The organism is Kocuria sp. MNB10 (assembly GCF_054073685.1).
In genome coordinates this window covers 2,215,685-2,228,097 of sequence record NZ_CM133411.1, presented here as the reverse complement: position 1 = coordinate 2,228,097, position 12,413 = coordinate 2,215,685, and the positions used below count along the sequence as shown (strand labels likewise).

Sequence of the window (12,413 nt, the reverse complement as noted above, 5' to 3'; positions counted from 1 at the left end):
AGCTCACGCGGCGCGCGGCCGATAGCGCGGCGGCCGGTTGCTCACGCCGCGCTCGACGGCTCACGTGGCCTCGGTGTCGAACGGGGCGCGTTCGCCTCGCGCGAGCCGTCGCACCGTGGGTGCGGCCACGGTGGAGGCCTCGTACTGGTGGCGGTTCTGTTCCTCGTCGTCCTCGAGCAGCGCTTCACGCACGATCACGCGCGGGTCGTACTGCCGGGGGTCGAGCTTGCGCCAGTCGAGGTCCGAGAATTCCGGGCCGAGAGTCGCCTTGAGATCGTCCGTGGCACCCGTGGCGTAGCGCCGGATGGACTTGACCATGTCCTTGAACTTCTCGGCGTACTCGGGCAACCGCTCGGGCCCGATGATCACCAGGGCCACGATGAGAATGATGATGGCTTCCCCGCCTGAAATCCCGAACACCCGCTGAGCCTATCAACGTCGTGGAACGCCCCGGTGGGGGCGGTCCTTAACCGAAAATTTCCTTGAGTCCGTCCGCGACCGTGGCCCCGAAACTCTCGTCCTTCTGCGAGGGCAGGCTGACCCGTCCCCGGTCCTCCGCCACGACTGCGCTCACGGTCTGGGCCAGGGTGGCCGGTGCGGTGTCCGATGTGAGGGTGTACACGGCGTCCGGGCGCACCATCACCGCGCGCCACGGTTGGGAGCGGTCCACCCACAACCGCGCGCCGTCGAGCACCGACCGGTGCATGCCCTCGGCGCCCACGGGGAGCCCGGTGATGCCGTCCATGGGGTTGTCGGGATTGATGTCACCGCGCTGCTCCACGATGGTCACCGAGCCGTGATCGTTGTGCAGGGCCACCGCCACGACGGGCTGGCCCCCCACCTGCGACTGTTGGATGTCCGCGACCGAGTACCCCTTCGCGGCCAGACCCGGAACGGCCCACCCCCGGGCGCGCAGGCTCTGGATGTCGGCCTCCGAGGTGGTGTCTACCATTCCCCGGGGACCGGGTGACCACGTGGCCTCCGACCGAGCGTCCGCGCTCTGGCGCTGCTGCACCTGCTTGCCCACGCTCCACACGGCGGTGGTCAGCAGGGCGACGCACACGCAGGCCGCGAAGGCGGTCATGAGACCCACGGCCCGCCGACTCGGCCGACGCCAGGGCCGGCGCACCCTGCTGCGACCCGCGACCCGTGTGGACACCCCGTCCCCCTCCCTGTTCGTCCCCTGCTGCGACCGCCCTGCGGCGGCCGCGTTCGACGCCCCAATTGTGCGGCAGGATTCTGACAGCGATCTGGACACCGACCGGGCGTTCCCGGCGGTGCCCTCAGACCGCGATAAGCTGAAGCACCGTGAGCCCGGACATGACGCCGGGCCCGCCACGTCGAAGCGCTGGGTCCGCGGGGATCCGGGCACACACAGCAGTGAAGGGCACGCCGCGTCCATGAGCACGGATAAAACCACGAGCTGGGCCTATTGCGAGGCCTACGCCACGGAGGACGAAACCGCTTTCCGTGCGCGCGAGCGCTCCCTGGCCCTGCGCTTGGACCCCGTGACCCCGGCCACCGCGGCGCTGCTGACCGTCCTGGCGTCGTCGTCCCGCCCCGCGACCGTGGTGGAAGTGGGCACCGGTGCGGGCGTCTCGGGGCTCGCGCTGCTGCGCGGGATGCCGTCCGAGTCCGTCCTCACGACCATCGACACCGACATCCGGGCCCTGCGCGCCGCGCGGGACACGTTCCGCGAGGCCGGTTTCGAAACCAAACGCACCCGCACGATCTCCGGTGCGGCCTCCCTGGTGCTGCCGCGGCTCACCGAGAACGCGTACGACATGGTGTTCATCGACGCGGACGTGGTCAACACCGCCGAGTACGTCATCGAGGGTGCCCGGTTGCTGCGTCACGGCGGGATGCTCGTGGTCAACGACGCCCTGCACCAGGACCTAGTCCCCCAGCCCGCGCAGCGCCAGGAGGAGACCGTGATCATGCGCGACGTCGTGCGCACCCTGCGGGACGAACCGCGGTTGTCCACGGCCGTCGTGCCCACGGGAACGGGTGTACTGCTGGCCGTCCGGCTGTGAGCGGCTCCCTGTTCAAGGACGCCGGACTCGTGGCCCTCGGCGGCGCCGCGGGGAGTCTGGCCCGCTGGTGGGTGTCCCTCGTGCTTCCGGCAGGATCCGGGTGGTCGTGGGCCACGTTCGCGGTCAATGCCTCCGGCGCCTTCCTGCTCGGGCTGCTGCTCGAAGCGCTCACCCGCCCCGGCCGCGAGCGCCGTGGTGCCCACACCGCGCGCATGCTGCTCGGCACCGGGCTTCTCGGCGGGTTCACCACCTACTCGACCTTCGCACTGGAGCTGTGGGAGCGCGTGCGCTCCGGGGCGAGCGCGGCCGCGTTCGGTGACGCGGTGCTGATGCTCGTCGCGGGGCTGGCCGCCGCGGCCGCGGGTCTCGCGGTGGGCGCCTGGCTCCGGGGACGACGCCGCGGCACGCCCACCGCGGGAGCGGCGCGGTGATCGCGGTACCCGCCGTGGCCCTGGGCGGCGCCGTGGGAGCGGTCCTGCGTTTCCTCCTGGACCGCGGGATCACCGCCCGGTGGGCTCCCACCTTCCCCGCGGCCACACTGCTGATCAACGTGACGGGGTCGTTCGTGCTCGGTGTGGTCACCGGACTGAGCGCGGTTCTGGGACCCGTGTGGACGCTCGCCCTGGGCACCGGGCTGTGCGGTGGCTACACGACGTTCTCCACGGCCATGGTGGACGCCGTACGGCTCGCGCGAGAACAACGTGCCGGGGCCGCGGTGGTGTCGGTGCTCGGAACCGTCCTGTGGAGCCTGCTCGCCGTGGCCGCGGGGCTCACCCTCGGGAGCCACTGGGCGTTCTGAGCCCCGAACGCCGCGAGGGCCCCTCACTCGATGTGAGGGGCCCTCGCGACACGGGCGTGGGGGGTGTCGGTGCTACTGCGTCACCGAAGCCAAGCACTCGCGCAATTCCGCGGCCTCGTCCGACTTGAGTTCCACCACCAGACGCCCTCCGCCTTCCAGGGGGACCCGCATGATCAGACTGCGTCCTTCTTTGGTGACCTCCATGGGTCCGTCACCCGTCCTCGGCTTCATGGCCGCCATTTATGAGCTCCTCTTCGTGAGTACTTACGCTCGCTATCTTATCGAACGCTCAGCCAGTACCGTGACCCGGCACACGACGCGGGAGCGCTCGGAACCATCTGTGCCATAGCGCGCAGCGCGTGTGTGGACAGCGCCTGCGGCAAGGGCCGCCGCGCGGGGTCACGGCGGGTAGTCGCCACCGCCGGGTAGTTGCTTCCAGTGCCACAGCCACCCGACCCACACGATCTGCAGCACTGCCCCGAAGATCACGAGCAGCACCCGATAGGCGCGCGAGTCGCTCACGTGCACCAGGGCGGCGGCGAGCGGCGCCCACGGCAACAGCAACCGGAACGTGGAGCTCTGCGGGTTGAGCACGAGCAGCAGATAGCACCCGTAGGCCGCGATCCACACACGGACAAAGAACGGCAGGGCCCGCTTGACCGTGTCCGAACGCAACAGCATCACGACCGCCGCCACGAGCACCACGGGAGCGACGAGTCCGGCGATCGGGCCCAGCAGATCGGTGGCCTCGCGGAACCACGGCAACACGGGGATCACGTGCTGGCTCCCGCGCCAGGCGGCCTCCGTCTCGGTGTAGGCCATGGGCTCCCGCGTGACGACCCACGCGATGGCCGGCCACGCGAGGGCGGCAGCGCACGCGATCAGCGCCACCACGAGCCAGCGGTCCAGGCACCGGTACCACGCCCGACGTCGCGCGAGCACGTCCCCCACGCTGCGCCACAACCACCACACCCCCAGCGCCGCGGCCAGGGCCACGCCGGTGGGTCGGGTCAGTGCCTGCGCCACCACGAACACGGTGACCCACACGGGCCGGTCCCGCACGACGCACAACATGGCGCTCAGCAAGAACAGCATGCTCAGCGCCTCGGCGTACGGGGTCTGCAGCACGGGTGCCACGGGGTTGAACGCGAACACCGCCACGGCCCACAGTGCCGGGCGTGAGACGCCCCCGGGAGTGCGGGGCCCGGCCATCACGGGTGCTTGGCACACCAGTCGGTAGAACACCAGGGCCGCACCGAAACCGGCCACGAGGGACACCGTGGCGGCCGTGACGGCCCACCCGGTCCCGGTCAGTGCGTCGATGCCGCGCACGAGCAGCGGGAACACGGGGTAGAACGCCCACGCGTTCTCGGACACCGTGCCCAGCGAGTCCCGGGGCACCTGGAACGGATACCCCTCCCGGAAGATGGTGTGGTACCAGTCGGCGTCCCACGTGTTCACGAAATCCAGGTAACCCAGGGCGCCGTTGCCCCACGGCCCGGGACCCTGTTGGGCACCCACGACCGTGAACACCGCCCAGCCCCAGACCCGCGACACCCCGTAGACCACGAGCACGGCGAGCCACCACGGAGCCGCCGCCCACAGTCGACGCATCCTCCCCGCACGGGAGTCGTGCGCGCTGCGCGCGGGGTCCGCCACCGCCGTGGAACTCACGCGCCGGAACCGGGGGCGCGAGCGTCGTCGCCCCTGGAACGGGGTATTGCGGTGCCAGGGTCGGTGTCGCCGCGCACGGAACCGCGCGCGCCATCCGCGGGAGCGGCGTCGTCGCCCCCGGAACCGGGCGCCGCGGCGTCGACCGCTGCCTTGCCCGGGGCGGGAGAGGCACCCGGGGCGGGGCCGGAGACCGGGATGCCGTCGTCGTCGGCGTGGACCGCGGTGAGGATCTCCACGACCTCGGCCACGCTGTCCGTGACCCGGAACAGTTCGAGGTCCGCGGTGGAGACCTTGCCGTCGGCCACCAGCGTGGTGGTGATCCAGTCCAGCAACGGGCCCCAGTAGTCCGTGCCCACCAGGATCACCGGGAAACGCGTGATCTTGCCCGTCTGCACGAGGGTCAGTGCCTCGAAGAGTTCGTCGAGCGTACCGAAGCCGCCCGGCAGCGCCACGAAGCCCTGGCTGTACTTCACGAACATGGTCTTACGGGCGAAGAAGTAGCGGAAGTTGATGCCCAGGTCCACCCAGTCATTGAGGCGCTGTTCGTGGGGCAGCTCGATGCCGATCCCTACCGAGTGCGCGCCCACGTCCACCGCTCCCCTGTTCGCGGCCTCCATCACACCGGGGCCGCCGCCCGTGACCACGGTGTAGCCGGCCTTGCCGATTTCCCGTCCCAGCTCGCGCGCGAGCTCGTACTCCGGGTGCCCCGGCGCGGTGCGCGCCGACCCGAAGACCGAGACGGCGGGGCCCAGGTTCGCGAGTGCGTCGAAGCCTTCAACGAACTCCGCCTGGATCCGCAGGACACGCCACGGGTCGGTGCGGGTGAAGTCGTCCGGTTCGGCGGGGCGCTGGTCCAGGAAACGCTGGTCGGACGTGCGCCGATGCAGCTGTTTGCGGCGCAGCACCACCGGCCCCTTGTGACGCTCGGGGGGTAGGGAACGTTCGTGCGGTGTCTCAGGGGTGTGCATGCCCACCAGGCTACGTTCTCGTGCTGCACGGCGCCGCAGAACGGCCCGGCACGCACCGCCCGGACCGGGGCCCGCCGCGCCACGACGCCCGTGTTGTGTTGCGCATCGCTTTCTCGCGGACGGTGCATTAGTTTGTTCCCATGTCTCACGCAGCAGCCTCCTCCACCCCGCCGCCCGGGGAACGTTCGGCGGCGTCGTCGGCCCCCGTAGCGAGCGCCCGACCCGCCGCGGACGACGCCGCTCTCGCGGACCGCGCGCACCGCACCGAGCGCGGTGACGCGCCCCTGGTCCGGATGAAGGGCGTCAACAAGCACTTCGGGGACCTGCACGTGCTCAAGGACATCGACCTGGAGGTCGCCCGCGGGGAAGTGGTCATGATCATCGGACCCTCGGGCTCGGGCAAGTCCACGCTATGCCGCACGATCAACCGCCTGGAGACCATCGACAGCGGCGAGATCACGGTGGACGGCAAACCCCTCCCGTCGGAGGGTCGGGGGCTCGCCCGGTTGCGCGCGGACGTGGGCATGGTGTTCCAGTCCTTCAACCTCTTCGCCCACAAGTCCGTGCTGCAGAACGTGACCCTGGGCCCGGTCAAGGTCCGGCGCAAGGACCGCGGGGCCGCGGAGCAACGCGCCCGGGAACTGCTCGACCGCGTGGGCGTGGGCAACCAGGCGGAGAAGCTGCCCGCCCAGCTCTCCGGCGGCCAGCAGCAACGCGTGGCGATCGCTCGCGCCCTGGCCATGGACCCCAAGGTCATGCTCTTCGACGAACCCACGTCCGCGCTGGACCCGGAAATGATCAACGAGGTCCTGGACACCATGGTGTCCCTCGCGAAGGCCGGGATGACCATGGTCGTGGTGACCCACGAGATGGGCTTCGCGCGGCGGGCCGCGGACCGCGTGGTGTTCATGGCGGACGGAGCCATCGTGGAGCAGAACACCCCCGAGGAGTTCTTCACCAACCCCCGCAGCGAGCGCGCAAAGGACTTCCTGGGCAAGGTCCTGGGCCACTGAGGCCAGCACCGCAGGACTCCCACTTCTCTTCTTCACCGCAGCACCACCCGTTCATTCCCTGGATCCCAAGGAGCACATCGTGAAATTCCGTAAGAGCGCCGTCGTCACTGCCCTGGCCGCCACCGCCGCCCTGTCCCTCACCGCGTGCGGCGGTTCCGGGGACTCGGGCGGCTCGGGGGGTTCCTCCGAGGCGGGCGGGGACACCCTGCGCGTGGGCATCAAGTACGACCAGCCCGGCCTGGGCTTCAAGGACGGTGAGACGTACAGCGGGTTCGACGTGGACGTGGCCCGCTACATCGCCAAGGAACTGGGCTACCCGGAGGACAAGATCGAGTGGGTCGAGTCCCCGTCCGCGAACCGCGAGAACATGCTGTCCAACGGTCAGGTGGACATGATCGTGGCCACGTACTCCATCACGGACGCCCGCAAGCAGAGCGTGAACTTCGCGGGCCCGTACTTCGTGGCCGGTCAGGACCTGCTCGTGAAGTCCGACAACACGGACATCAAGGGCCCGGAGGACCTCGAGGGCAAGAACCTGTGCTCGGTGACCGGTTCCACGTCCGCGCAGAAGATCAAGGACAAGTACGCGGGCTCGGTCAACCTCGTGGAACAGGGTGGCTACGCGGATTGCGTGACCATGCTCGGTTCCGGCGGCGTGGACGCGGTCACGACCGACGACATCATCCTCGCGGGTCTCGCCGCCACGGACGCCAACAAGGGCAAGTTCAAGGTGGTCGGTGCGCCGTTCACCGAGGAGAAGTACGGCGTGGGCATCCCCAAGGATTCCGACAAGTGCCAGGCGATCAACGACGCCATCACCAAGATGGTGGACGACGGCTCGTGGGAGAAGGCCGTGACCTCCAACACCCAGGGCGCGGACTACAAGTACAACACCAAGCTCAACCCGCCCAAGCCCGAGCCCTGCTCCTGATCCAGCGTTCGGTCCGTTCCCGGCGTGCGCGGTTCGCGCACGCCGGGGCCCCCGGGAGGAAATAGTGTCCGACTACTTAGGTGACTTCGCGTCACTCCTGTCCCAGTACGACGTCCTCGCGGCGTTCTGGGTCAACATCCAACTGACCTTCTGGGCCGCCCTGGGGTCCCTGGTGCTGGGTTCGGTCCTGGCCCTGATGCGGATCAGCCCGGTCGCCTCGCTGCGGGCCGTGGGTGCCGGGTACGTGAACATCGTGCGCAACACCCCGTTGACGATCATCCTGGTGTTCCTGGTGCTGGGGGTGTGGTCCCAGCTGGCCATCAACTTCAGTTCCGACTTCAATCGCAACTTCTTCATCTACGCGATCATCGGCCTGAGCCTCTACCACGCGTCCTTCGTGTGTGAGGCCATCCGCTCGGGCGTCAACACGGTCCCCCTGGGACAGGCCGAGGCCGCCCGGGCGATCGGCCTGGGGTTCTTCCCCGCGGCGCGCCACGTGATCTTCCCGCAGGCGCTGCGCGGTGCCGTGACGCCCTTGGGCAACACGTTGATCGCCCTGACCAAGAACACCACGGTGGCCGCGGCGGCCTCCGTCACGGAGATCTCCGCCCTCATGAAGACCATGATCGAGTTCCGCCCGGACGTCATCGTGGCCATCTTCCTGACGGTGGCGCTGGGCTTCGTGGTGATCGTGATCCCCGTGGGTCTGCTGACCACGTGGTTGTCCCGGAAGGTGGCGGTGAAGCGATGAGCACCACGGTCCTGTTCGACGCCCCCGGCCCCCGCACGCGGCGGCTCACCCTCGTGCTCAACGTGGTGGCCCTGCTCGTACTGATCGGCCTGGCGGTCGTGGTACTGCAGAAGCTCGGCGCGCAAGGACAGCTCGAGCCCGCCAAGTGGCAGGCCCTGCTCACCGAGCGCACGTGGGCCAACTTCCTGATCCCCGGACTGATCCAGACCCTCAAGGCCGCACTGCTCGCTGTGGTGGGCTCGGTCGTGTTCGGTCTGGTCTTCGGGCTGGCCCGGCTGTCCGGGGCGTGGCCCGTGCGGGCCGTGGCCGCCGTGGTCGTGGAGTTCTTCCGCGCGGTGCCCGTGCTGGTCATGATGATCTTCTTCTACCTGGGGCTCGCGCGCACCGGGTTGGTGTCCCCGTCCAGCACGCCGTTCTGGGCCGTGGTGATCGGGCTCGTGCTCTACAACGGGTCCGTGATCGCCGAGCTCGTGCGCTCGGGCGTGTACCAACTGCCCCGAGGGCAACGCGAGGCGGGGCTCGCGGTAGGGCTCACGCCGTCGCAGTGCCTGCGCAGCATCCTGCTCCCCCAGGCGCTCACCGCCATGCTGCCCTCGCTGATCTCCCAGTTCGTGGTGATCCTCAAGGACACCGCGCTCGGCTACATCATCACCTACCCCGAGCTGCTCGCCTCCGCGCGCCGGCTCGGCTCCGGTGACGGCAACATCCTGCAGACCCTGCTGGCCGCCGCGGTGGTGTTCATCGTGATCAACACGCTGCTGTCGTTCGCCGCCGGGCGTCTGTCCCGCAGGCTCAGCTACCGCACGGCGAGCATGACGCGCGCACTGCACGAGGCCGCCGAGGGCAACGAGATCGGCTGAGCCGCCCGTCCCTCGGGCCGTTCAGGACTCAGGACAACCAGGACGCGAGCGCACGGTGGCAGGCCCGGACGGCGTCGTCGAACACGTGCTCGTCGTCGGTGTGGGCGAGCAGGGCGTCCCCGGGGCCGAAGTTCACGGCAGGCACCCCGGCCTCCGAGAAGCGGGCGACGTCGGTCCAGCCGTACTTGGGCATGGGCTCCCGCCCCACGGCGGCCACGAACTGCGCGGCGGAGGGCCTGTCCAGCCCGGGACGGGCCGCCGGCGAGAGGTCCTGCCACTCGAGCTCGTACCCGGTGAAGACCTCGCGCATGTGGTCCTGTGCCTGCTCGAGGGACTTGTCCGGGGCGAAGCGGTAGTTGACCTCGACCCACGCGGTGTCCGGGATCACGTTGCCCGCGACTCCCCCGCCGATCCGGATCGCATTGAGCCCTTCACGGTAGTCGAGGCCCTCCACGGTCACGGTGCGCGCCTCGTACGCGCTCAACCGGGCCAGGACGTCCGCCTGCTTGTGGATCGCGTTCTCCCCGATCCACGAGCGCCCGGAGTGGGCGGCCTTGCCGTGGGTCGTGATCCGGAAACGCATGGTGCCGTTGCACCCGCCCTCCACGGTCCCGTTGGTCGGTTCGAGCAGCACCGCGAAGTCCGCCTCGAGCAGTTCGGGGCTGTTGCGCATCACGCGGCCCAGCCCGCTCGCATCGCTCGAGACCTCTTCGTGGTCGTAGAACACGTAGGTGACGTCCCGGTTGGGCTCGGTGAGTTCGTGCGCGAGCACCAGTTGGACGGCCACACCGCCCTTCATGTCGGTGGTGCCGCGGCCGTAGATCACGTCCCCGTCCGCTTCCCGACGCCGCGTGGCCGGGACCCCGCCCAGCGATCCCTCCACGGTGGGCAGGGGCACGGTGTCCAGGTGGCCGGCGAGGATCACGCGTTCGTCTCGGCCGCGGTCCGTGCGGGCGATCACGGTGTCCCCGTCCCGGTGGACACTGAGATGGGGCAGAGCGCGCAGGGCTGTTTCGACGGCGTCGGCCAGGGGGCCCTCGTGATCGGACACGGACTCCACGTCCACGAGCGCGGCGGTCAGATCCGCGGGATCCATGGTGAGGTCGAGGGTCACGGAAGCGTCTGAGCTCATGCGTGCCAGCCTACAGTTCGCCCCTGCGCCCCGCAGCGGGCGTCGCGGCCGGCTGCCGAGGGGCCTCATTGACGAGCCGCGTGGGCCGGGTCATCTACACCGGGGGTCACGGGGCATCTTTTAAGATGAGCCCATGACTTCAACGAGCGAGAGCACCGAGAATTCCCGTATCGCCTCCGGAGTGGGGCTGGCCACCGTGGTGGACTCCGGCGAGCGGGAGGGGACCGTGCTGGACGTCTTCTACCCTGCGCCGAGCCTGAGCGCCAACCCGGACACGAGCTACGAGGCGGATCTCCGCGTGGCCGCCACCACGGACCCGGATCGCAACGTGCGGTCCGAGATCGTGACCACCGTGATCAACCTGGACGACGCACCCCAGGACGCCGCGGACGCCTACCTGCGCCTGCACCTGCTGTCCCACCGCTTGGTGCGGCCCAACACCCTCAACCTGGACGGCGTCTTCGGCAAGCTCGCGAACGTGGCGTGGACCAGCCGCGGTCCCGTGCTCGCGGAGGAACTAACCCGCTCCCTGCTGCGCCTGCGCGCCGGCGGGACCGTGACCGTGCTTGGCGTGGACAAGTTCCCGCGCATGGTCGATTACGTGGTGCCCTCGGGTGTGCGCATCGGTGACGCGGACCGCGTGCGCCTCGGTGCCTACCTGGGCGAAGGCACCACCGTGATGCACGAGGGGTTCGTGAACTTCAACGCCGGCACGCTCGGCGAGGCCATGGTTGAGGGCCGGATCTCCGCCGGCGTCGTGGTCCACGACCACACGGACGTGGGCGGCGGCGCATCCATCATGGGCACGCTGTCCGGCGGCGGCAAGCAGCGGATCACGCTGGGCCAGCGCTGCCTGCTGGGCGCCAACGCGGGCGTGGGCATCTCCCTGGGTGACGACTGCGTCGTCGAGGCCGGCCTGTATGTCACCGCCGGTACCCGCGTGAGCCTTATCGAGGGCGGCGCCGAACCCCGCGTGGTCAAGGCGTCCGAGCTCTCCGGCGTGAACAACCTGCTGTTCCGCCGCAACTCCACCAACGGCGCCGTGGAGGCGCTGCCCCGCCAGGGCAGCACGGTGGAGCTCAACGCCGCACTGCACGCCAATTGATCCCCGCCGTCGCGCGTCCACAGATCGCGACGACGACGCCGCTCGGCCGGGTCCCGCAGCTCGCGGGCCCGGCCGCGCGTTTTCGTGAGGTCCACTGGATAGGGTGGGGACCATGAAGATTCTTGTCACCGGGGGAACCGGGTACATCGGCTCGCACACGGTTCTGGCGCTGCTCGAGGCGGGGCACGACGTCGTCGTCCTGGACAACCTGTCCAATTCGACCAAGACGTCGCTCGAGCGGGTGGCGGAACTCGCCGGACGCGACGTCGCGGCGTTCGAAGAGGTGGACCTGCTGGACCGCGAGGGTCTGGACCGCGTGTTCGCGCAGCACCGCCCGGACGCCGTGATCCACTTCGCGGGGCTCAAGGCCGTGGGGGAATCGGCGCAGAAGCCGCTGTGGTACTACACGAACAACGTCAGCGGGACCGTGAACCTGTTGTGGGCCATGGAGGAGAACGGGTGCCGCAGTATCGTGTTCTCGTCCTCGGCCACCGTGTACGGCGCCCCGGAGACCATGCCGCTCACCGAGAAGCTGTCCATGGACGCGCAGAACCCGTACGGCCGTACCAAGGAACACATCGAGGACATGCTCGCAGACCTCGCGGCCTCCGATGACCGCTGGTCCGTGGCCCTGCTGCGCTACTTCAACCCCGTGGGCGCGCACGAGTCCGGGCGGATCGGTGAGGACCCCTCGGGGATCCCCAACAACCTCATGCCGTTCGTCGCGCAGGTGGCCGTGGGCCGCCGCGAGAAGCTCATGGTCTTCGGCGACGACTACCCCACCCCGGACGGCACCGGCGTGCGCGACTACATCCACGTGATGGACCTCGCGGACGGGCACCTACGTGCCCTGGACCGGATCAGCCGGGACCACGGCGTGCACGTGTGGAACCTGGGCACCGGCCGCGGCTACTCCGTGCTGGAGGTCCGCGAGGCATTCCAGAAGGCCTCGGGCCGGGAGATCCCCTACGAGATCGCCCCGCGCCGCCCCGGCGACGCCGCTGTGTCCTACGCCGATCCCGCCTCCGCCCTCGCCGAGCTGGGCTGGTCCGCGGACCGGGACATCGACACCATGTGCCGGGACCACTGGAACTGGCAGAAGAACAACCCGAACGGTTACGACGGCTGAGCCGAGCGGCGGCGTCGT

The 12,413-nt window shown here is 69.7% G+C and carries 15 protein-coding genes; 9 read left to right on the top strand and 6 right to left on the bottom strand.

Annotation, left to right across the window (positions count from 1 at the left end; genetic code table 11):
* Positions 1-60: 60 nt before the first annotated feature.
* A complete protein-coding gene (locus tag ACW9PK_RS10170) occupies positions 61-420 on the bottom strand; it encodes a sec-independent translocase (protein WP_085107176.1) in 360 nt (119 codons plus the stop codon).
* Positions 421-466: 46 nt separating this feature from the next.
* Entirely contained in the window at positions 467-1,084 is a 618-nt protein-coding gene (locus tag ACW9PK_RS10165; RefSeq protein ID WP_085107208.1) for a hypothetical protein, read from the bottom strand.
* 316 nt (positions 1,085-1,400) lie between these two features.
* Between ACW9PK_RS10165 and ACW9PK_RS10160 the strand changes: the two genes are divergently transcribed.
* Genes ACW9PK_RS10160 through crcB form a run of 3 tightly spaced genes read left to right on the top strand, consistent with a single transcriptional unit; the run spans position 1,401 to position 2,832 of the window.
* Positions 1,401-2,033 carry an O-methyltransferase gene (locus ACW9PK_RS10160; protein WP_064846071.1) on the top strand — a complete coding sequence of 211 codons (633 nt, stop codon included), beginning with the start codon at positions 1,401-1,403 and terminating at the stop codon, positions 2,031-2,033.
* Positions 2,030-2,464, top strand: coding sequence for a CrcB family protein (locus tag ACW9PK_RS10155; protein ID WP_085107174.1), 435 nt, complete (start codon positions 2,030-2,032; stop codon positions 2,462-2,464). The genes ACW9PK_RS10160 and ACW9PK_RS10155 overlap by 4 nt, the downstream gene beginning before the upstream one ends.
* Entirely contained in the window at positions 2,461-2,832 is a 372-nt protein-coding gene (crcB, locus tag ACW9PK_RS10150; RefSeq protein WP_085107172.1) for a fluoride efflux transporter CrcB, read from the top strand. Before ACW9PK_RS10155 ends, crcB begins: the two co-directional genes overlap by 4 nt.
* A gap of 72 nt (positions 2,833-2,904) precedes the next feature.
* On the opposite strand, the gene ACW9PK_RS10145 is transcribed toward crcB, so the two are convergent.
* The 3 genes from ACW9PK_RS10145 to ACW9PK_RS10135 all read right to left on the bottom strand — a co-directional run bounded on the left by ACW9PK_RS10145 (position 2,905) and on the right by ACW9PK_RS10135 (position 5,474).
* Positions 2,905-3,072: a DUF3117 domain-containing protein gene (locus ACW9PK_RS10145; protein ID WP_064846068.1), complete on the bottom strand. Its 168-nt coding sequence runs from the start codon at positions 3,070-3,072 to the stop codon at positions 2,905-2,907.
* Between the two features lie 159 nt (positions 3,073-3,231).
* Positions 3,232-4,506 (bottom strand): glycosyltransferase family protein, encoded by a 1,275-nt coding sequence (locus ACW9PK_RS10140; protein WP_240505703.1) that lies wholly within the window; start codon positions 4,504-4,506, stop codon positions 3,232-3,234.
* A complete protein-coding gene (locus ACW9PK_RS10135; protein WP_085107204.1) occupies positions 4,503-5,474 on the bottom strand; it encodes an LOG family protein in 972 nt (323 codons plus the stop codon). Before ACW9PK_RS10135 ends, ACW9PK_RS10140 begins: the two co-directional genes overlap by 4 nt.
* A gap of 284 nt (positions 5,475-5,758) precedes the next feature.
* On the opposite strand from ACW9PK_RS10135, the gene ACW9PK_RS10130 reads away from it, so the two are divergent.
* The 4 genes from ACW9PK_RS10130 (at position 5,759) to ACW9PK_RS10115 (ending at position 9,029) form a co-directional block, all read left to right on the top strand.
* Entirely contained in the window at positions 5,759-6,487 is a 729-nt protein-coding gene (locus ACW9PK_RS10130) for an amino acid ABC transporter ATP-binding protein (protein WP_183085818.1), read from the top strand.
* Positions 6,488-6,566: 79 nt separating this feature from the next.
* On the top strand, positions 6,567-7,418 hold the full coding sequence (locus ACW9PK_RS10125; protein WP_085107170.1) for a glutamate ABC transporter substrate-binding protein: 852 nt from the start codon (positions 6,567-6,569) through the stop codon (positions 7,416-7,418).
* 64 nt (positions 7,419-7,482) lie between these two features.
* The gene (locus ACW9PK_RS10120) at positions 7,483-8,169 is read left to right on the top strand and encodes an amino acid ABC transporter permease (protein ID WP_085107168.1); all 687 of its coding nucleotides are present in this window, start codon (positions 7,483-7,485) and stop codon (positions 8,167-8,169) included.
* On the top strand, positions 8,166-9,029 hold the full coding sequence (locus ACW9PK_RS10115) for an amino acid ABC transporter permease (RefSeq protein ID WP_457015777.1): 864 nt from the start codon (positions 8,166-8,168) through the stop codon (positions 9,027-9,029). The genes ACW9PK_RS10120 and ACW9PK_RS10115 overlap by 4 nt, the downstream gene beginning before the upstream one ends.
* 28 nt (positions 9,030-9,057) lie before the next feature.
* Here ACW9PK_RS10115 and dapE read toward each other — a convergent pair whose 3' ends face one another.
* A complete protein-coding gene (gene dapE / locus ACW9PK_RS10110) occupies positions 9,058-10,161 on the bottom strand; it encodes a succinyl-diaminopimelate desuccinylase (protein ID WP_064846067.1) in 1,104 nt (367 codons plus the stop codon).
* 133 nt (positions 10,162-10,294) lie between these two features.
* Between dapE and dapD the strand changes: the two genes are divergently transcribed.
* Positions 10,295-11,266 (top strand): 2,3,4,5-tetrahydropyridine-2,6-dicarboxylate N-succinyltransferase, encoded by a 972-nt coding sequence (dapD, locus tag ACW9PK_RS10105; RefSeq protein WP_259868484.1) that lies wholly within the window; start codon positions 10,295-10,297, stop codon positions 11,264-11,266.
* A 112-nt stretch (positions 11,267-11,378) separates the two neighbouring features.
* Positions 11,379-12,395: a UDP-glucose 4-epimerase GalE gene (galE, locus tag ACW9PK_RS10100; RefSeq protein ID WP_457015774.1), complete on the top strand. Its 1,017-nt coding sequence runs from the start codon at positions 11,379-11,381 to the stop codon at positions 12,393-12,395.
* Positions 12,396-12,413: the final 18 nt, after the last annotated feature.

Excerpts from the sequence above, each read along its gene's own strand:
- ACW9PK_RS10165 (WP_085107208.1), bottom strand. The coding sequence starts at position 1,084 with ATGACCGCCTTCGCGGCCTGCGTGTGCGTCGCCCTGCTGACCACCGCC.
- ACW9PK_RS10160 (WP_064846071.1), top strand. The coding sequence starts at position 1,401 with ATGAGCACGGATAAAACCACGAGCTGGGCCTATTGCGAGGCCTACGCC.
- ACW9PK_RS10145 (WP_064846068.1), bottom strand. The coding sequence starts at position 3,072 with ATGGCGGCCATGAAGCCGAGGACGGGTGACGGACCCATGGAGGTCACC.
- ACW9PK_RS10135 (WP_085107204.1), bottom strand. The coding sequence starts at position 5,474 with ATGCACACCCCTGAGACACCGCACGAACGTTCCCTACCCCCCGAGCGT.
- ACW9PK_RS10115 (WP_457015777.1), top strand. The coding sequence starts at position 8,166 with ATGAGCACCACGGTCCTGTTCGACGCCCCCGGCCCCCGCACGCGGCGG.
- dapE (WP_064846067.1), bottom strand. The coding sequence starts at position 10,161 with ATGAGCTCAGACGCTTCCGTGACCCTCGACCTCACCATGGATCCCGCG.
- dapD (WP_259868484.1), top strand. The coding sequence starts at position 10,295 with ATGACTTCAACGAGCGAGAGCACCGAGAATTCCCGTATCGCCTCCGGA.
- galE (WP_457015774.1), top strand. The coding sequence starts at position 11,379 with ATGAAGATTCTTGTCACCGGGGGAACCGGGTACATCGGCTCGCACACG.